The organism is Catalinimonas alkaloidigena, assembly GCF_900100765.1.
Classification (GTDB): Bacteria; Bacteroidota; Bacteroidia; order Cytophagales; family Flexibacteraceae; genus Mooreia; species Mooreia alkaloidigena.
The window spans coordinates 442,274-461,154 of the sequence record NZ_FNFO01000004.1; the positions used below are offsets into that span (position 1 = coordinate 442,274).

At 60.9% G+C, this 18,881-nt stretch carries 14 protein-coding genes; 5 read left to right on the top strand and 9 right to left on the bottom strand.

Going from position 1 to position 18,881, the window contains the following annotated elements; all coding sequences use genetic code 11:
* Positions 1 to 40: 40 nt before the first annotated feature.
* From paaZ to BLR44_RS12800, 9 genes are all read right to left on the bottom strand, one after another.
* Positions 41 to 2,089 (bottom strand): phenylacetic acid degradation bifunctional protein PaaZ, encoded by a 2,049-nt coding sequence (paaZ, locus tag BLR44_RS12760; RefSeq protein WP_089682412.1) that lies wholly within the window; start codon positions 2,087 to 2,089, stop codon positions 41 to 43.
* 41 nt (positions 2,090 to 2,130) lie between these two features.
* Positions 2,131 to 2,562 carry a hotdog fold thioesterase gene (locus BLR44_RS12765; protein ID WP_089682414.1) on the bottom strand — a complete coding sequence of 144 codons (432 nt, stop codon included), beginning with the start codon at positions 2,560 to 2,562 and terminating at the stop codon, positions 2,131 to 2,133.
* Complete coding sequence (locus tag BLR44_RS12770; RefSeq protein WP_089682416.1) at positions 2,546 to 3,736, bottom strand: 3-hydroxyacyl-CoA dehydrogenase NAD-binding domain-containing protein; 1,191 nt, start codon at positions 3,734 to 3,736, stop codon at positions 2,546 to 2,548. Before BLR44_RS12770 ends, BLR44_RS12765 begins: the two co-directional genes overlap by 17 nt.
* On the bottom strand, positions 3,727 to 4,227 hold the full coding sequence (paaD, locus tag BLR44_RS12775) for a 1,2-phenylacetyl-CoA epoxidase subunit PaaD (RefSeq protein WP_089682417.1): 501 nt from the start codon (positions 4,225 to 4,227) through the stop codon (positions 3,727 to 3,729). Before paaD ends, BLR44_RS12770 begins: the two co-directional genes overlap by 10 nt.
* Positions 4,221 to 5,000, bottom strand: a complete 780-nt coding sequence (gene paaC, locus BLR44_RS12780) for a 1,2-phenylacetyl-CoA epoxidase subunit PaaC (RefSeq protein ID WP_089682419.1) — start codon at positions 4,998 to 5,000, stop codon at positions 4,221 to 4,223. Before paaC ends, paaD begins: the two co-directional genes overlap by 7 nt.
* Positions 5,000 to 5,290 (bottom strand): 1,2-phenylacetyl-CoA epoxidase subunit PaaB, encoded by a 291-nt coding sequence (gene paaB / locus BLR44_RS12785; RefSeq protein ID WP_089682421.1) that lies wholly within the window; start codon positions 5,288 to 5,290, stop codon positions 5,000 to 5,002. The genes paaC and paaB overlap by 1 nt, the downstream gene beginning before the upstream one ends.
* Positions 5,287 to 6,240 (bottom strand): 1,2-phenylacetyl-CoA epoxidase subunit PaaA, encoded by a 954-nt coding sequence (gene paaA, locus BLR44_RS12790; protein WP_089682423.1) that lies wholly within the window; start codon positions 6,238 to 6,240, stop codon positions 5,287 to 5,289. The genes paaB and paaA overlap by 4 nt, the downstream gene beginning before the upstream one ends.
* A gap of 111 nt (positions 6,241 to 6,351) precedes the next feature.
* Positions 6,352 to 7,428: a 1,2-phenylacetyl-CoA epoxidase subunit PaaE gene (paaE, locus tag BLR44_RS12795; RefSeq protein ID WP_089682425.1), complete on the bottom strand. Its 1,077-nt coding sequence runs from the start codon at positions 7,426 to 7,428 to the stop codon at positions 6,352 to 6,354.
* Entirely contained in the window at positions 7,425 to 8,012 is a 588-nt protein-coding gene (locus BLR44_RS12800; protein ID WP_089682427.1) for a TetR/AcrR family transcriptional regulator, read from the bottom strand. Before BLR44_RS12800 ends, paaE begins: the two co-directional genes overlap by 4 nt.
* A 140-nt stretch (positions 8,013 to 8,152) precedes the next feature.
* Between BLR44_RS12800 and BLR44_RS12805 the strand changes: the two genes are divergently transcribed.
* The 5 genes from BLR44_RS12805 (at position 8,153) to BLR44_RS12825 (ending at position 18,843) form a co-directional block, all read left to right on the top strand.
* Entirely contained in the window at positions 8,153 to 8,704 is a 552-nt protein-coding gene (locus BLR44_RS12805) for a glycosyl-4,4'-diaponeurosporenoate acyltransferase CrtO family protein (protein ID WP_089682429.1), read from the top strand.
* A gap of 244 nt (positions 8,705 to 8,948) precedes the next feature.
* A complete protein-coding gene (locus BLR44_RS12810; RefSeq protein ID WP_089682431.1) occupies positions 8,949 to 9,386 on the top strand; it encodes a hypothetical protein in 438 nt (145 codons plus the stop codon).
* A 57-nt stretch (positions 9,387 to 9,443) separates the two neighbouring features.
* Complete coding sequence (locus tag BLR44_RS12815) at positions 9,444 to 10,310, top strand: hypothetical protein (RefSeq protein WP_089682433.1); 867 nt, start codon at positions 9,444 to 9,446, stop codon at positions 10,308 to 10,310.
* A gap of 172 nt (positions 10,311 to 10,482) precedes the next feature.
* A complete protein-coding gene (locus tag BLR44_RS12820) occupies positions 10,483 to 13,941 on the top strand; it encodes a two-component regulator propeller domain-containing protein (RefSeq protein WP_089682435.1) in 3,459 nt (1,152 codons plus the stop codon).
* Between the two features lie 417 nt (positions 13,942 to 14,358).
* Positions 14,359 to 18,843, top strand: coding sequence for a Kelch repeat-containing protein (locus BLR44_RS12825; RefSeq protein ID WP_089682438.1), 4,485 nt, complete (start codon positions 14,359 to 14,361; stop codon positions 18,841 to 18,843).
* Positions 18,844 to 18,881 lie beyond the last annotated feature (38 nt).

Below are 18,881 nucleotides of genomic sequence, written 5' to 3' on the forward strand. Positions count from 1 at the left end.
CGGTCTGTGCGCTAGGCACGGACCGCCTTTTTTAGTGCAATCACTGCGCCCGCTTCTTCACCATCGTCAGAATGGTCGCCAGCGCGACGGTCTCGCCGGTTTCGTCATAGACGTCGACCAGCCAGCGGACAATACCTTTGCTAACGTCGTCGGCATCGCGTTTTTCCTGATTGATTTTCTCTTTCACCGTCAGCCTGGCCCCGATGGTCATGCCCGGATAGACCGGCTTGGTGAAGCGACACGTGTCAATGCCGTAATTGAGCAACACCGGCCCTTTCCGCGGATCGACAAACAGGCCGGCCGCTTTGGATAGGATGTAGTAGCCGTGCGCCACGCGCCCCGTAAATAGGGTCCCCTCCAGCGACGTGACGTCGGTATGGGCGTAAAAATGGTCGCCCGACACGTTGGCAAAATTGGTGATGTCGGCGTCAGTCACAGTATGGCGATGCGTGGTGTAGGTCTCCCCGATTTCCAGTTCTTCGAAGTGACGTCGAAACGGATGCACTTCTTTCTCGATTTGTCGCGCGCCGGTCTGGTAGACGTCGGTGATGGCCGTCAGCATGGTAGGCGAGGCCTGCACCGCCACCCGCTGCAGGTAGTGCGCCACGCCCCGCTTGCCCCCCATCTCTTCGCCGCCCCCGGCCCGACCCGGCCCACCGTGGATCAGCATGGGCAGCGGCGACCCGTGTCCGGTACTTTCTTTTGCCACCTCGCGGTTGATGATCAGGATGCGGCCGTGGTGCGTGGCAGCGCTGACCACAAACGCCTGAGCGGTCTGCGGATCGGCTGTGGCCAGGGAACACACCAACGACCCTTTGCCCAGTTTCGTGAGCGCGATGGCTTCGTCGAGAGAGCGGTACGGCATCAGCGTCGTAACCGGGCCGAAGGCTTCCACTTCGTGGGTAGCGGTGTAACGGAACGGCTCAGGGTTGAGCAACACCATGGGCGGCAAAAAAGCCCCTCGGCTACGGTCGGCCCCCATCACTTCGAACTGTTCCAGATCGCCGTAAACCAGGGGCGTGTGGCGGGCGAGCTGCTCGACCCGGGCCCGCACTTCCTGGACCTGTGACCGCCCGGCCAGGGCCCCCATGCGCACCCCTTCCGTCTGTGGGTTGCCCAGGGTGATCTTGGCCAGTTCGCGCCCCAGCGCAATCTGTACGTCTTCCAACAGCGCTTCGGGGACGATGACACGGCGAATGGCGGTGCACTTCTGCCCGCACTTTACCGTCATCTCGTTGCGCACCTCTTTGATGAACAGGTCAAATTCGGGGGTGCCGGGCACAGCATCTTCACCCAGGACCGCCCCGTTGAGCGAGTCGGCTTCCAGGTTGAACGGCACCGACTCGTCCAGCACACGCGGGTGCGCCTTCAGCATCTTTCCTGTTTCGGCCGATCCCGTAAAGGTCACCACGTCCTGGTACGTTACGTGGCCCAGAATACCGCGGGCCGAACCACAGATGAGTTGCAAGGCTCCTTCCGGTAAGATGCCGGACGCGACGATTTCCCGCACCACGGCTTCGGTCAGAAAAGCGGTCAGGGTGGCCGGTTTCACGATGGCCGGTACGCCCGCCAGCAGATTTACGGCGATTTTCTCCAGCATGCCCCACACCGGAAAATTAAAGGCGTTGATGTGCAGCGCAACGCCCTCTTTCGGCACCAGGAGGTGATGCCCCATGAACTGCCCACCCCGCGAAAGCGTCACCGGATCGCCTTCTACATCAAAAGGTTTGTCGGGAAACTGCCGCCGCAGCGAGGCGTTCGAAAACAAGTTGCCGATGCCCCCTTCGATGTCGATCCAACTGTCGGCCCGGGTCGCCCCGCTCCGGTAACTCAGTTGGTAAAAGGCTTCTTTCTTTTCTGTCAGGTGCAGCGCCAGCGCCTTCAGCATGCGTCCTCGCTCGTGAAACGTCATGGTGCGGAGTGCCGGGTTGCCTTTCCGGCGGGCGTAGTCCAGCATCTCCCCGAAATCGAGGCCTTCGCTGCTGGCCAGCGCAATGGGCTCACCGGTCACGGCATCGTACAATTCATGATGATTTCCCGTGCCGGGTATCCAGCGCCCGAGGGCATAGTTTTCCAATGGTGGGGTCATGGGTTGGTGGTGGTTTGGTGTTCATACTACAGCGCGGGGGCTTACGTAGCCAGCACCTCCTGGCTGGTTCGGTACACGGTTCCTTTGAACAGCGCCACGCAGGTCCCGTCTTCCCGCGTCATGCGGATCTGATAAACGCCCACTTTGTACTTCAGGCTTTCTTCGCGGGCTTCCACGTAGAGCACCTCGCCGACCCGCCCGGTTTCCAGAAAGTCGATGGCCGCCTGCAGCACGACACTCAACCGGCCGTGGCTGTTGCTGGCAAACGCCAGCGCACTGTCGGCCGCCGAAAACAGGACACCGCCGTGCACCATGCCAAACCCGTTCTGCATTTCGGGGCGCACCAGAAAATGCAGACGGCAGTAGCCCGGCGCACAGGTTTCGATTTCCAGACCCAGCCACTGGCTGAAGGCGTCGTGTTGCCACATCCGGTCCTTGACTGCGTTGGCGGTGGGATCAGGCGTGGGCGACATGGGCTAAAAAATGTTGGTGCTCTTGGGCCATCCGGCGCAGCAACGGACTGGCGCGGTAGCGATCTTCGTGGTAATGGTGGTACAGGGCATCGAGCGTAGCAACCACGTGGGCCGGTCCCCAGGCGTCGGCCCAGGCCAGCAACCCCCGGGGGTAATGAACGCCCTGCGTCATGGCCAGCTCCAGATCCTCTGCCGTGGCGACCTGCCAGAAGAGCGCATCAGCCGCTTCGTTGATCAGCATGGCGACGATACGGCCCAAGATCTGTTGCCCCAGTGCCTGGTCGCGCACAGGTTCAGGAGGCGTAGCGTCTGTGGCGTAGTCATAAAACCCCCGCCCTGCCTTACGTCCCCAATACCCTGCCTCAAACAGACGCTTCTGGGTAAACGACGGCTTGTAGCGCGGATCGTAGAAAAACGCTTCGAAGACCGACGCCGTCACCCGGTAATTCACATCGTGGCCGATGAAATCCATCAGCGCGAACGGCCCCATCCGGAAGCCACCCAGTTCGGTCATGGCCCAGTCAATGGTCGGCACGTCGGCGATGCCCTCTTCCAGCAGCCGGAGGGCTTCGCCGTAGAACGGCCGCGCCACCCGGTTGACGATGAACCCCGGGGTGTCTTTCGCCAGCACAGGCACTTTGTTCCACGCCTGCATTAGCGACCGAACCTCGTCGGCCAGTCCGGGCTGCGTCTGCACCGCAGGCACTACTTCGACCAGCGGCATGAGGGGCGCAGGGTTGAAGAAGTGGATGCCCAGAAAACGCTCTGGATGCCGACAGGCCGACGCCAAGGCCGCGATGGAGAGCGACGAGGTGTTGCTGGCCACGATGCACGTGTCGGTCAGGTGCGGCGTCAACGCCTGCAACAGCGCCTGTTTTTGCGTCAGGTCCTCTACGATCGCTTCCATCACCAGACCACACGCCGCAAGCTCGGCCAACTCGGAAGTTAGGTGCAACCGGTTTTCCGCAGCGGTGGCCTCTTCTGCCGTAAGTTTTCCTTTGTCCCGCCACTTCTCGAGACCCGACCGGATTGCCCGGGCGGCGTGCTGCAGGGCCGCGTCGCGTTGGTCGTGCAGGTAGACCCGATGTCCGGCCGCCAGCGCCACCTGAGCGATTCCCGCACCCATGGCGCCACCGCCCACAAGGCCGACCGCCGTGGTGCGCGTCAGTGGCATTTGAAATAGTCGAAAGGTTCGCGGCAGTCGTCGCACCGGTAGAGCGCCTTACAGGCCGTCGAGCCGAACGGACTGACCAGATGGGTTTGATCGGATTGGCAATGCGGGCAGCGCACGACGTAATCTTCGCCAAACAGCGCCAGTACGTGGCCAGTAGCCCGCACGGGGGGAGCGATGCCGTAGTCGCGCAGTTTCTGCCGCCCTTCGTCCGTCAGCCAATCGGTGGTCCAGGCGGGGCTCAGTTGGGTGCGAATGGTCAGGTTGGCGAAGCCGGCCCCGATGAGTTTGCTCCTGATGTCCAGGGCGATGGCGCTCATGGCGGGGCAACCCGAGTAAGTCGGTGTGATGGTGACCTCAACGGCGTTGCCTTTGACCTGCACGTCGCGTACGATGCCCAGATCCAGGATGCTCAGCACTGGGATTTCCGGATCGTTTACGTCCGCCAGCACGTGCCAGATGTGTTCTTTGGTGGTGGGTTTGTCAGTTACCATGTCAGTCCGGGATAAGTTCGTTGTAGGTATTGTAATTCCGCCAGGATGTAACCCAGGTGCTCTGAGTGGCGTCCTTCTTTGCCGCCCTGTTGCGGCCAGACTTCTTGCGGCAACGGCAGCGTGGCCTCCGTCAGCACACGTTCGTGATGGGCTCGCAGGGCGGGGCGCAGCGCCTGCACATCGGGGATACGCCCCTCGTGGTGCAGTTGCCGTTCCAGGGCGGTGGGGGTAGTCAGTTCATCGGCATAAGGCCAGAGGAGGTCCAGTGCCCGCGCGATGCGGCGGTGGCTTTCGTCGGTACCGTCGCCCAGCCGAATCACCCACTCGGAACTCCACCGCAGGTGATAGGCCGCTTCTTTACCCGACTTTTCGGCAATGGCGGCCAGCGTGGGATCGGCGCAGTGCTGCAACTGTTGCAGGAAGTGGTAATGAAAGGTATCGAACAAAAACTGCCGCACCACCGTCACGGCAAAGTCGCCGTTGGGTTGCTCGACCAACAGCGGATTTCGGTATTCGGTCGCGGTGCGCAGGTAAGCCAGGTCGTCCTCCGTGCGCCCTTTCCCCTCCAACGCGGCGGCGTACTGAAAATAGTGACGTGCCTCGCCCAACAAGTCGAGCGCGATGTTGGTCAGGGCGATGTCCTGCTCCAGCGCGGGTCCGTGCCCACACCATTCCGACAACCGATGCGCCAGCATCAGGCTGGTGTCGGCCAGTTGCAGCACATAGGGCAGCAACCGTGTCTGGGTGGGTGGTATGTCAATCGTCGTAGGCATCACATGTGTTTGATGGAGTCGGGCACCGCGTAAAACGTGGGGTGCCGGTATATTTTGTCGTTTGCCGGATCGAAAAACGCCGCGGCGTCGTCGGGATTTGAGGCGTGGATGTGCTCCGACGCCACGACCCAGATACTGATGCCCTCCATCCGCCGGGTGTACACGTCGCGGGCGTTCTGGAGCGCCATGGCCGCATCGGCGGCGTGCAGGCTTCCTACGTGTTTGTGATCGAGGCCCTGTTTGCTGCGGATAAATACTTCCCACAGGGGCCAGTCGGCTGGTGTACTCATACCATTTGCTCGGTTGGTGTCTGACGTGCTTTACGTTTGGCGGCATGGGCCAGGGCGGCTTCCCGTACCCAGGCGCCCGCTTCGTGGGCCTGGACGCGCGCATCCAGGCGCTCCCGGTTGCAGGGGCCACGGCCCTGCACCACGTTCCAGAACTCGTCCCAGTCTACTTCGCCGAAATCGTAATGCCGCGTGGCTTCATTCCACCGCAAGGCTTCGTCCGGAATAGTGAGTCCCAGAAATTCTGCCTGTGGCACCATCATGTCCACGAACTTCTGCCGCAGCTCGTCGTTCGTGAAACGCTTGATCCGCCACTGCATGGAACGGGCCGTATGCGCCGATTCGTCGTCGCGCGGCCCGAACATCATAAGCGTCGGCCACCACCAGCGGTTCAGCGCATCCTGCGCCATTGCCTTTTGTTCGGCCGAGCCGTTGCACAGCGTCTGCATGATCTCAAACCCTTGCCGCTGGTGAAAACTTTCTTCTTTACAGACCCGCACCATCGCCCGGGCGTAGGGACCGTACGAGGTGCGGCAGAGCGGCACCTGGTTCAGAATGGCCGCCCCGTCGACCAGCCAGCCGATCGCTCCGATGTCGGCCCAGGAAAGCGTGGGGTAATTAAAAATACTGGAATATTTTGCTTTTCCCGCATGCAGGTCGGCCAGCAGGTCGTCGCGCGAAGCGCCGAGGGTTTCGGCCGCACTGTAGAGGTAGAGGCCGTGCCCGGCTTCGTCCTGCACTTTCGCCAGCAGGATGCTTTTGCGCTTCAGGGTAGGTGCCCGAGTAATCCAGTTGCCTTCGGGCAGCATCCCCACGATCTCGGAATGCGCGTGCTGCGACATCTGCCGGATCAGGGTCTTGCGATAATCCTCAGGCATCCAGTCCTTCGGTTCGATGCGTTGATCGGCATCGATGCGGGCCTGAAACTGATGTTCGGAGGGGGTGGACGACATAAGTGATTCGGTTGTTTGAATTGATGGCGACGGCAGGTGGCAGCTCCCGCCCACGTTCAGCGCAATTCCGGCGGCGGTCGGTGTGCTCCCTACAAAATACCGTTTACTTCGTTACTGATCATAATCCAGGACGACTTTTTCGGTCAGTGGCCGGGCCTGGCAGGTCAGCACATAGCCGGCTGCCACTTCCTCGGCATCGAGTGCGTAGTTCACGTCCATTTCCACCTGGCCGGCCAGCACTTTCGCGCGACAGGTGCTGCACATACCGCCTTTGCAGGAATACGGCAGGTCGATGCCGCGTGCCAGCGCTGCCTCCAGAATCGTGTCGCCATAGTACGACAGGTCCAGTTGCACCACGCGTCCGTCGAGGTGGCATTCGACCCGGCGCTTGGCGTCGTCGGGGTGCGGCGTGACGGCCGGGCGCCGGGCAGACGGCGTCGCAGCCCGACTGGTGGTAAACAACTCGAAATGAACGCGCGCCGGAGGGATGCCCCGGGCGCTTAGCTCGGCCCGCACGTCGTGAATCATGGCCTCGGGGCCGCAGAGAAACCATTCGTCGACGCAAGTCGGATCGATGAGCGTCGTCAGCAGCTGTCGCGTTTTTTCCTTGTCGATGCGGCCGTTGAACAGGTCGATCTCGCCCTGCTCCCGACTCAGGATGTGGTAAACCCGGAAACGCGTCAGAAACTTATTTTTCAGCCCTTCGATGGCCTCTTTGAAAATGATCGTGTTGCGCCCCCGGTTGCCGTACACCAGCGTTACGTCGCTGTGCGGTTCCGCCTGCAGGAGGGTTTTCAGAATGGAAAAAACCGGCGTGATGCCACTCCCTGCCGCAAAGGCGACGTAGTGCCGCGCCCGTTCGGGCTGCAGAGGCGTGTAAAATTTACCCTGCGGTGGCAGTACGTCCAGCGTCTCCCCGACCTGGAGCGAGTCGACCACCTCACCGGAAAAGCGCCCCTGCGGAACGCGCTTGATCGCCACCTTCCACTCGCCGTCGAGCGGGCTGCTGCACAGCGAATAAGAGCGGCGCAGTTCTTCGCCCTGTACCTGCCGCCGGAACGTCAGGTACTGCCCCTGCGTAAAGCGAAAGCGATCGCGCCACGCGGGCGGCACGTCCAGCGTGAGCGACAGACAATCGGGCGTCTCGCGCGCGATGTGCTTGATGGTCAGCGGATAAAATCGGCTCATTTTTCCAGTCCTTTCATCAAAAGGGTGACGATGTCGTCTTCCAGGGCTTCGGGCGAGATGTCCCGCTCCGGCCGGTACCACAACTCTACCCAGCGCACCGCCGACAGCAGCGTAAACAGCGCCACCGATACGTGCAGCGGCTGCAATTCGCCCTGCGCCATGCCCTCTTCAATCAGGGCGGCCAACCGCCGTTCGTACAAGCGACGCGCCTCCAGAAACGTCGCTCGTTTCTCGCCGGTGAGGTATTTCCAATCGTGGTTGGCGACCGCGACGGCATCGCCCTGTTCAATCACCAGGCGCACGTGCAGCCGCAGCAAAGCCCTGATTTTTTCCACGTAGGTCCCCGGCTGCTGTTCAATTTCCGTCAGATGTGCGATGTACTGATCGGCTACCTGAAAGCAGATCTGCTCCAGAATCTCGTCTTTGGAGCGAATGTGGTTGTACATGCTGGCCGCTTCCATACCGACTTGCTCGGCCAGATCGCGCATCGACGTGCCGCCAAATCCTTTTTCTTTGAAAAGGCGCGCGGCTTCGTCGAGGATGTGCTGCCGCCGATTTTTTTTCACCACGGAAAGATCGCTCATGCCGGAAAGGTTTCGTGAGGGCTGAAGTAATATAGCTGTTTCTCTTTAAACTAACAAACGTTAGTTAGTGCTTGAATCAAACTGTTGGACGAGTGCCCCACAATCCTGATCTTACATACAAAACTCCTTGTGCTGAGACGATGACGGAATCTGACCTACGTGCTGCCCAACGACGCCACGTCTTCTACAACCAGGCGGTCAACGTGACCTGGGCACTGCTGGGCTTCGCGCCGCTCTGCGGATTCTGGCTCCAGGCCTGGCATCCCGGCTGGTTCACACTGCTGGCCATCGTCAGTGCGCTGGGGTGGTGGCTTCCCGCTTCAGTCTGGCAATGGGGACAGACGCCCGAAGCGTACCACCGCCTCGGCCTGCGAACGGTCAAGCGCTTCACGCAGGACGGGGATTTGATCCATCGGGCACTCCGCCGGAAGTTTCCCCAGTACCGCCCGGCCGATCCTGCACGGCTGATCCGCCGCACCCTGACGACCGGACGCGTCAACGAAACGTTTCATCAACTCTGCTTCCTCTTTTTTCTGCTGAGCAGCGGCTACGCCCTCGGGCGGGGTAGCGTGGGCTGGGCCGCGTGGATCACCGTCGCGAACGTCGTGTTCAACCTCTACCCCATCTTTTTACAGCAGTACAACCGCCTCCGGCTCCACCGATTGCGTGCCCGGTATCCGGCCGCTTTCTGACGCGGCGGTGCGCGCGTAACATTTCGGGTACGGAGCGTGGCGGACGCACGCATTTTATCCCTGTATGATGTTTTTGGTCTGATTTGGTTTTTCTGTCCGATAGCAATAGCTTTCGGCAAAGAGAGCCGTATCTTTACCCTTCCGATTTATCTACAAGCCACCGATCTACTATACCGAAGGTGTATCCGAAGTCGTTCTCTAACCAGCACCTCTGATCACACTTTTTCCTTCAAACGATTTCACCATGTCACAAACGGTCATTGGTCTGTTCGACCATGAATTTAGCGCCCAACAGGCTGTGAAGGAGCTGCTGCGGGTGGGCTTTCTGCGCGACAACATTGACCTGACGCGCCACGCCACGGCTGGCAGCGCCAAGGAAGAGGCCGACGCCCGAACCGATACGGTCCTGGACAGTCTGATGCGTTTTTTTAGCGCACTGCTCGACGACGAAGAGGAAGTGAGTCGCCACGCCCGCGCCGTACGCCACGTCAGCTCGTTGGTGGTGGTCCACACAAAATCGTCGGACGAATCGCGACGCGCCTCCGAAATTCTGGACCTGTTCGGCGCGGTCGACGTGAACGAACGCGCCGTGCTGGAGAAAAAAATTCTGGCCAAAGGGCCGCGCATCCGCAGCCTGATCATCAAACGGGGCGTTGGCGACGACGTGCGGCTGTCGGAATAGCGTTCCGGCTCTCCGCAGCAACGGGTACCTTTGCCGCTACACCGCTGACTTTAAGGTATGCTGGCTCTTAAACTGAAGATTTTCACCTGGCTGGTAACGCTGCAGACGTTCTTCTGCGGATGCCATGCCGACCGACGCCACGGCGACTTCGCGCGCAACCGCGGCACCTACGTCCACACCCGCATCGGCCGCCTGGCCCCGGAAATTCCGGAGAGTTCGGGACTGGCGGTGTGGAACGACTCGCTGCTGCTCACCCACAACGACAGTGGCAACGGACCCGATTTGTTTGTGATCAGCCACACGGGCGCGCTGCAAGACCGTTTTGCGCTCGAGGTGCCGAACAAGGACTGGGAAGAACTGACCCGTGACACCCGGGGGCGGACCTACGTCGGCGATACGGGCAACAACCGGAATCAACGTCAGGATCTGGCCATTCATGTGCTGGACGAAGCCACGCGCACGCTACAGGGCAGCATCCGGTTCCGCTACCCTGATCAGACGGCCTTCCCGCCCCCCGGCGATTCGCTTAACTTCGATTGCGAAGCGTTTTTTGCCTGGCAGGACAGCCTCTACCTGTTTTCCAAAAACCGCGGCAAAGGGCCGGTGAAGCTTTACCGCCTGCCCCAGACGCCCGGTGAGTACGTGGCCGAGCTGGTGGACACGCACCCCATCAAAGGCTTGATTACGGCCGCCGACGTCAGTCCCGACGGACAACGGTTTGCGTTGCTTTCGTACGGGATGATCTACCTTTTCGACATTGCACACGGAACGATCAATTTCGACCAGCCGCGCCAGTGCCTGCGCTTCCCGAACGCGGGCCAGTCGGAGTCGCTGGTGTTTCTGACCCCGACCGATTTCCTGGTAGGCAACGAACAGGGGCGGCTGTTTCACTGGTGCCGGAAAGACGCCGCCGACCGGCCGTAATCGGTAATGCGCCGCCCAACCGGGTGCATCCGGGAGAGATTCTTCCGGAATTTATACGACATCAGCCCCAAAATCCTAACTTCTGCCCAACCGGGGTAACGTCCTTTGCGTGCCATCTCCGAACTTTCTCTTTTGTAATTTATTCTTCCGACGTTCGCTAAGTACCGTACCGATGATTACTGCGCCTTCCCCTGTCTCCCAACGTCGCCTCCGCACCCGCTGGCTGTGGTGCGTACTGGGATGGCTGGTGGCGTGCGGGGCACAGGCGCAGACGCTCCCCCACCCGTTTCGTACCTTTTCGGTCGAGGACGGGCTGTCGCAGGAGGTGGTGACGGCCCTGTTGCAGGATCGGCAGGGGTTTCTGTGGATCGGCACCCAGAACGGGCTGAACCGCTACGACGCCTACGATTTCACGCAGTTCCATCATGTGCCCGACGATTCGCTGTCGCTGGCCGGTGATTTTATCCGCTGCCTGGCCGAAGACGAGCACGGCTTGCTCTGGATCGGTACGGACGGCCACGGCCTGTGTACGTACGACCGTCGCCTGCAACAGTTCCGCACCCTGCCGCTTTACACCACTCTGATGCCCAGCCAGCAGATCCTTTGCCTGCAACCCGACGGGCGCGGTTCGGTCTGGATCGGCACGGACCGGGGACTGATCCGCTTCGACCTTCGGACGGAGGAGCTGGTGCCGTTTCCGCTGCCCGAGCTCGGCAAACCCGAAGCGCAGGGCATTCAGCAACTTGCGCAGGACCACCGGGGCAACCTCTGGATCGGCACGGAACGGGGGCTGATCCGTCTGGACTCGACCCGCCGCACCCGCCACCACTTTCAGCACCGCCCTGACGACGCGCGTTCGCTGGGCGACAATACCATTTTCGCGGTGCACGAATCGCGTACGGGCGATCTCCTGATCGGCACGGCGCAGGGCCTGGATGTGTTTCATCCGGCGACGGAAACCTTCACCCACCACACGTTTCGAACCGATGCGCTCAACGCCCACCTCGCCGACCTGTTCGTCGGAGACGAAATCAACGCCATTGCCGAAGACTCGACCGGTACCTACTGGCTGGGGACGTTCGGCGGCGGCCTGATTCGGTTCGATCCACGTACCCGGCAAAGCGAGCGCCTCATGCACCACCCGGACAGTAGCGGCGGGCTCACCAGCAACCACATCTACACGCTGCTGACCGACCGTGCGGGCCTGCTGTGGATCGGCACGTACGGCGGCGGGCTGGCGCAACTCAACCTGACCGAAATCCGCTTCCATCACCTCCGCCACCGGCCGGGCGCCACGGCTTCGCTGCCCAGCGACGAGGTGTATGCCGTCTGGGAAGACTCGACACGTGCGGTCTGGATCGGCACCGACAACGGGCTGTGTCGCTACCAGCCTCAGAAGAACGAATACACTACCTGGCGTAACGCGCCCGACGACCCGCTGAGCCTGAGCGGCGACACGATTTTCAGTGTGGTGCAGGATGCACAGGGCTATTTGTGGGTCGGTACGCAAAACAGCGGCCTGAACCGCTCGACTCATCCCACCTGGCTGGGCACCCCGCTTCGCTTTCGGCGCTACTCGTCCACCACCACGACTGCCAACCGCCACCTGGTGAGCAACAAAATCCTGACCCTCTACCCGGAACGCGACGGCACCGTCTGGGTCGGGACGCAACAGGGCGTTAACCACATCAGCGCGGGCGGACGCGTTGTGGCCCGCTACCAGCACCAGCCGGCCGATTCGTTGTCGCTGAGCGACAATGCCGTTTTTTGTTTTTTCCGCGACCGTCAGGGCACCCTCTGGGCCGGTACGGGGCAGGGCCTCAGCTACTTCGACGCCGCACAAAACACGTTTTTGCCGCTGCGGCTGGCGCATACGCCCGCATTTTCCACCAGCACGTGTTACGCCATTGCCGAAGACCAGGACGGCAACTTGTGGCTGGGAAGCGACCGGGGACTCTACCAGCTCGACCCGGCCCGTACGCAGTTGCGCACGTACACCACAGAACACGGCCTTCCCTACAACGTGGTGTTCGGGGTAGTGCCCGATCAGGACGGCGCACTCTGGCTCAGCACCAACAAAGGCCTGAGCCGCTTCGCCCCCCTAGCGGCCGAAGAACGCATGGCGTTTGTCAATTACAACACGCCGAACGGGCTGCCGTGCGAGGCCTTCAACATCGGGGCCTGGCACCGGGGTCACGACGGAGCGCTGTATTTCGGCTGCACAGAAGGCGTCACCTGGTTTCAGCCCGATCAGGTCCGTGGCAACGCCTACGTGCCGCCCGTGTACATCACCGGATTCCAGCTTTTTTACGAACCCGTTCCCATCACCACCGACGGCAGCTCGCCGCTTTCGCAGTCCATCAGCACCACCGACGCCATCCGGCTCAACTACCGCCAAAATGTGCTCGACTTTACCTTCACGGCCCTGAACTACCTCGAAAGTGACCAGAACCAGTACGCTTACATGCTGGAAAACTTCGACGAGCGCTGGAGTTACGTGCGTGGCAAACGCAACGCGACTTATACCAACCTCGATCCGGGCACGTACGTGTTCCGCGTGAAGGCCTCCAACAACGACGGCGTCTGGAACGAAACCGGCACGGCCCTGCGCATCATCATCCCGCCGCCCTTCTACCAGACCGCCTGGTTTTATGTGCTGGTGGCACTGGTAGCCACCAGCGGCATTGCGCTGTTGATTCACGTCCGTACGCGCGCCCTCCAGCGCAACAAGCGCGTGCTGGAACAACGCGTGCAGGAACGCACCGAAGAAGTATTGGCCCAGAAAGAAAAGCTGGAACGCACCCTGGAGCACCTGAAGGCCACGCAATTGCAACTGGTCGAGTCGGAAAAGATGGCTTCGCTGGGGCAACTGACAGCGGGCGTGGCGCACGAAATCAACAACCCGATCAACTTCGTCAGCGGGAACGTGACGCCGCTGCAGCGCGACATCCGCGACCTGCTGGCGATTCTTCAACAGTACGAACAGGCCGTAGCACAGCAGCAGTTGAACGGAGCCTTCGCCCAGGTAGAGTCGCTGAAGCGGGAACTCGACTTTCCGTTTCTGATCGAGGAGATCCATCACCTGCTCGACGGCATTGCCGAAGGCGCGCAACGTACCGCCACCATTGTCCGGGGGCTGAAAAACTTCTCGCGGCTCGACGAAGACGACCTCAAACCGACCGACCTCCACGAAGGCCTCGACTCGACGCTGCTGATTCTCAACCACGAACTGCGCCGCAAACGCATCAACGTAGAGTCTTCGCACGATTCTCTGCCGCAGGTCTGGGGGTATCCGGGGCAACTCAACCAGGTGTTCATGAACATTCTGACCAATGCCATTCAGGCCATCGGACAGCAGGGAACCATCTTCATCACCACCCGCTACCACGCCGCTACCGACGAGGTGTCCATCTCCGTGTGCGATACGGGGCAGGGTATGCCCGAGGAAGTGAAACGCCGCATTTTCGAGCCGTTTTTCACAACCAAGGAGGTGGGCGTCGGGACGGGCCTGGGACTTTCGATCACCTTCGGCATTGTGGAAAAACACCACGGACGCATCGAAGTACACAGCACGCCCGGGGTAGGGACCGAGTTCATCGTCTACCTGCCGGTGCGCCAATCGGTAGCTTAATGCTGCAGCCCTTGCGGTCGCGTCGCCCAGGGCTGGCGTTGACACAGGTCAGGTTGGTCTAATTTTTCACTTCATACGGGATAGGCACACCCATTTAACTCTCTGACAATCAAGCTAAAACAGGAGATCTATTCCTGAAAGCTTCAATTTGGTCTAAATAAATCCAAGTTTCTGCCGGAAACCGATTCGGCACAGGAACGTTCGACTCCATCTTCCGTAAATTTACGAGAAGACATGCGCTTGGTCTTCCGTGGGCTGGTTTATGCCCATCCGGTTACACAACACCTTCCCCTTTTCAAGCCAGGTATTGTGCCCCCGGTCACCGCTGCCAGCAACCGTCTATTTTCCTGTCCATGATGTGGTGTATGGCGCGCGATCAAGCCGCTGCACCGCGCGCTTTTTTATCAAACCTCTCCTATGATGCACCTTTTTACCGCTGCTCTTTCCTTCTTCTCTACTCTATTTCTCCGTTTCGCTGCCGGGCTGCTGCTCGGCGTCCTGCTGCTGACGGGCGCGATGGCGCAATCGGCGGGAACGTGGTATCCGGTCGATGTGAACGGCGTCAATCCTGAAAAGCGCCATGAATCGTCGTTCGTGGAGGTAAACGGTAAATTCTACCTGATTGGCGGACGCGGCACCCGCACCGTGCAGGTCTACGATCCGCAGACCCAACAGTGGAGCAACGCCCAAACCTCAACCAACAACATTCACCACTTTCAGGCGGTGGCGTATCAGGGGAAGATCTACATTTTCAACGCGCTGCAGGGCAACGGCCCCGACGAAGATCCGGTGACGAACGTACTGATGTACGACCCGGTCGCTGACCAGATGACGACTGGCGCGGCCGTCCCGACCCACCGGCAGCGAGGCGGCGGTGGCGTGGTGCTCTATCAGGGGAAATTCTACCTCGTGGCGGGGAATCGCAACGGCCACCGGGCCTTTCTCGACGACGGCGTGACCCCTGCCAATGTAGCCTGGTTCGACAGTTACGACCCGGCTACGAACCAGTGGGCTACTCTGCCCGATGCACCGCACGCACGCGACCACTTCCACGCGGCCGTAATTGGCGACAAGCTCTACGTGGCCGGCGGGCGGCGCTCACGCGACGGCACGTCCGACGGCATCTGGAAGGACACCGAAGCGGCCGTTGACGTCTACGACTTTGCACAAAACCGCTGGCTGAACACCGGAGAAAGCCCGCAGAATCTGCCCACGCAACGCGCCGGAGCCGCCGTCGTGGTGATCGGTTCGGAACTGCTGGTGATCGGCGGCGAAATCGACAACGCGCCGAGCAACCTGGCGCTCAAAACCACCGAAGCCCTCAATCCGCTGAACGGCACCTGGCGTGCGCTGGCCAACCTGAACCTGGGCCGCCACGCCTCGCAGGCGATTCTGTATAACGGCGACGTTTACCTTCCGGCCGGTTCCAAAACGAAGGGCGGCACCGAAATCACCTACGCCGAGACGTTCATGGAAGTGTTGTCGTTCGATGGTCCGCCAAACGCCCCGACGACTTACCCTACCTGGACGACGGTGAGCAACGCCCCCATTCCCCGTTCGGAGGCGCAGGTGGTGGAATACAACGGCGAACTTTACTTTTTCAACGGGTTCGCACCCAACATCAAGATTGAAAATTCGTGTGCGAAGTACGATCCGGTGCAGAATGCATGGACGGCGCTGGCCCCGATGCCCAACCAACCGAACGGCAAGCCCTGGGCGGTTACGCACAACGGCATTGCGCTGGTGAGCGATACGGTCTGGATCGTCGGCGGACGGGTAGGCGACAACCCCGGCCCGGTGACGAACCGCGTCTGGTGGTATAAAATCTCCACCAACAGTTGGCACGAAGGTCCGGCCCTTCCCCTCCCGGCGGGCGGCGGCGGCCTGGGACGCCTCGGGCGGAAGCTGCATTACGTAGGAGGATTCGACGGCAACGCGTCCTGTGATGTGGATCATCACCTGGTATACGACCTCGATCAGCCAGCGGCGGGGTGGCAGTTGCAACCAGCGTCGCCCATGCCTGACGCGCGTAACCACTTTGGTACCGTGGTCATGAACGGCAAGCTGTATACCCTCGGCGGTCAACACGGTCACGACGGTTGCGGGGGCGGGGCCGATGTCGCGACCGTGCACGTCTACGATCCCGTCACCGACCAATGGTCACAACTCGCCAACCTGCTGCAAAATCAATCGCACATCGAGCCCAGTTCGTTCGCCCTCGACGGAAAGCTGTACGTGGTGGGTGGAGAAATTACCGGCAACAAAGTCTACGAATACACGCCTCAGTCGAACCAGTGGAAGCAGTTGGCCGACCTCAACTTACCGGAACCGCTGCTGGCACCCGGTGCCCGCATTTTCGGCTCGACGCTGGTGGTGGCCGTCGGCGGAGCGCCTTCTACGTCGTATCCCACCGCCAAAACCCGAAAGAAAACGCTGTCGCGCACTCCGTACCGCGCACTTTCGTTCCAGCCGGGGGCGGTGTCGCTCCAACTGGCGGCCAATGCTACCCAACAGGTGGAGGTACTGCTGGCCAACTCGGCCGAAACCGTTCCCTACCAACTCAACACTACGGGACTACCCAACTGGTTGCAGGTGAATAAAACGCAAGGCACCGCCCGCGAATCGTTCGAAGAACTGACGCTGACGCTGAACAGCGCCGGCCTGCCCGATGGTACCTACGCTTACACCCTGACCGCCAACGCTGCGGGCTATGCCAGCGCCGCGCTGTCGGTGCAACTGACCATAGGCACGAGCACGCCGCCCCCTACCGGCGATTTTGTGCTGCGCCTGAACGCGGGCGGACCGACTGTGAATTTTTCGGGAGAAACGTATACGACCGACGCCGGAACCGGCTACTACACCAGCGACCATACGTACAGCAACACCGGCCTGAACCTGCCGGCACTGTACCAGACAGAGCGCGGCTCCACGGCCGATCAGGGCACCTTGAGTTACGCCATTCCGGTGCCCAACGGCCAGTATACCGTGCGCACGCATCACGCCGAGCTGTATTTCGGGCATAACGGTCCGGCGGCGCAGGCGGGTCAGCGCGTATTCGACATCAGCCTGGAGGGTACCCTGGTCGACAACGACCTGGATTTGTTTACGGTGAGCGGCGGCGCACCCGTAGTCCGCACCTTCTCAAACGTGAGCGTAGCGGACGGGGTCCTGAACCTGACGATGCAAGCCTCGGCCAACCGCCCGACGCTGGCGGGTCTGGAAATCGTCGGGGTCACCGAAACCACCCCGCCCCCAACACCCCTGAGTACGTACCGCATCAACGCGGGCGGGCCGACGCAGACGGTGAACGGCATCACCTGGACGGGTTGTCAGACCGGTAACTGCCAGAACTGGGTGACGGGCGGCTTTGTGCACACCGATTTCGGTAGTGCGATCAGTGGCGTTAATTCACCGTTGAATCAAAACCTCTACCAAACCGAATGGACCGGTGGCCAGACCAATGGTGTACCGGCCGGACAGGTCGCGTTCGGCTACCACCTGCCCGTCGTAAACGGCACGTACCAGGTGCGGCTTTACTTTGCAGAGTTGAATAAAAACGGCGTGGGCAAGCGCGTTTTCGATGTAAACCTGGAAGGTGGAGCGAAAGAGTTCGTCAACTTCGACATCTTTCAGGCTGCCGGGGGCGAGAACGTTGCGCTGATGCGCCAGTTTTCGGTAACCGTGAGCGATGGCGTTCTGGACATTGATTTTATCCGCCAGATAGAAAACGCCAAAGTGAGTGCCATTGAAGTGGTGCCCGCCGGCACGACGCCCGACGAGACGCAAACGTTCTGGCTGGAAGCCGAATGTGGGCAAGTGGGCAGCAACTGGCAGGTGCTGAGTGACGGCAATACCTCGCAAGGGTACTATGCGGCGATCAAATCCGGCCTGAACAGCATGGCCAACGCCCCCGCCGACGTAGCGGCCAACCGCATCCGCTTTCAGGTACAGGCCGCCACCGCGGGCACCTTTCATCTGTTTGCGCGCCTGAAAGCCCCCAACGGCAACGACGACTCGTTCTGGGTGCGGGTGAACGGCGGCAGTTGGATGCAATGGTGGCAGGGACTGCAAACCGGTAATGCGTTCGCCTGGAAAGAAGTGATGAACAGTCCGTTTGCGTTGCAGGCCGGCTTCAACACCATCGACGTGGCTTACCGGGAAGACGGTACCCTCCTCGACAAACTGTACCTGACCACGGGCACGACGCTACCGACAGGCCTGGGCGATGCCGCTTCCAACTGCGGCACAGAACCGACCGCTCCGATCACCCTCACGCTGGTCAATGCCCTGACCGATCAGGATCTAGGCACGCTTACCAACGGCATGACCCTCAACCTGGCCCAGATCGGTACCAATCAGCTCAGCGTTCGCGCCACGCCCCAGCCTGCGCAAGTGGGCAGTGTACTCTTTTCGCTGACGGGTCCGTTGACTCACCAGCAAACCGAAAACGTGATTCCGTATGCGTTGTTCGGCGACAACGAAGGCGACCTAGATCCCGGAACCTTCGCGCCCGGCACCTACCAGTTGCAGGCGACTTCCTACGCGCAGGCCAAAGGCAGCGGCAACGTCCTGGCCATGCAATCGATTCAGTTTCAGGTAATCAACAGCAGCGCTTCCCTTCAACCCACATCGCCAAACGTAATGCCGGCCCTCGTACTGTATCCCAATCCTACGTCCGGTGAAGTAACCCTCATGCTGGAAACATCCGTCGCACAGGCACCCGCACCCGTGCGCATCCGGGTCGTCGATGTGCTCGGCAAGGTGTGGTACACCTCAGAACATAAGGCCGAAGGAAGCACCTTTTCGCACCGCCTGACGACACATCCGTGGCCCGCAGGCGTGTACCTGATTCAGGTTTCGCAGGGCGAACACCATCGTCTTCAGAAGCTTATCAAAGAATAGACGTTACGCTCAAACCACAACGCCCTTCGCTATCCAGG

Coding starts and splice junctions, on each gene's coding strand:
- paaZ (WP_089682412.1), bottom strand. CDS start 2,089: ATGACCCCACCATTGGAAAACTATGCCCTCGGGCGCTGGATACCCGGC.
- BLR44_RS12765 (WP_089682414.1), bottom strand. CDS start 2,562: ATGTCGCCCACGCCTGATCCCACCGCCAACGCAGTCAAGGACCGGATG.
- BLR44_RS12770 (WP_089682416.1), bottom strand. CDS start 3,736: ATGCCACTGACGCGCACCACGGCGGTCGGCCTTGTGGGCGGTGGCGCC.
- paaD (WP_089682417.1), bottom strand. CDS start 4,227: ATGGTAACTGACAAACCCACCACCAAAGAACACATCTGGCACGTGCTG.
- paaC (WP_089682419.1), bottom strand. CDS start 5,000: ATGCCTACGACGATTGACATACCACCCACCCAGACACGGTTGCTGCCC.
- paaB (WP_089682421.1), bottom strand. CDS start 5,290: ATGAGTACACCAGCCGACTGGCCCCTGTGGGAAGTATTTATCCGCAGC.
- paaA (WP_089682423.1), bottom strand. CDS start 6,240: ATGTCGTCCACCCCCTCCGAACATCAGTTTCAGGCCCGCATCGATGCC.
- paaE (WP_089682425.1), bottom strand. CDS start 7,428: ATGAGCCGATTTTATCCGCTGACCATCAAGCACATCGCGCGCGAGACG.
- BLR44_RS12800 (WP_089682427.1), bottom strand. CDS start 8,012: ATGAGCGATCTTTCCGTGGTGAAAAAAAATCGGCGGCAGCACATCCTC.
- BLR44_RS12805 (WP_089682429.1), top strand. CDS start 8,153: ATGACGGAATCTGACCTACGTGCTGCCCAACGACGCCACGTCTTCTAC.
- BLR44_RS12810 (WP_089682431.1), top strand. CDS start 8,949: ATGTCACAAACGGTCATTGGTCTGTTCGACCATGAATTTAGCGCCCAA.
- BLR44_RS12815 (WP_089682433.1), top strand. CDS start 9,444: ATGCTGGCTCTTAAACTGAAGATTTTCACCTGGCTGGTAACGCTGCAG.
- BLR44_RS12820 (WP_089682435.1), top strand. CDS start 10,483: ATGATTACTGCGCCTTCCCCTGTCTCCCAACGTCGCCTCCGCACCCGC.
- BLR44_RS12825 (WP_089682438.1), top strand. CDS start 14,359: ATGATGCACCTTTTTACCGCTGCTCTTTCCTTCTTCTCTACTCTATTT.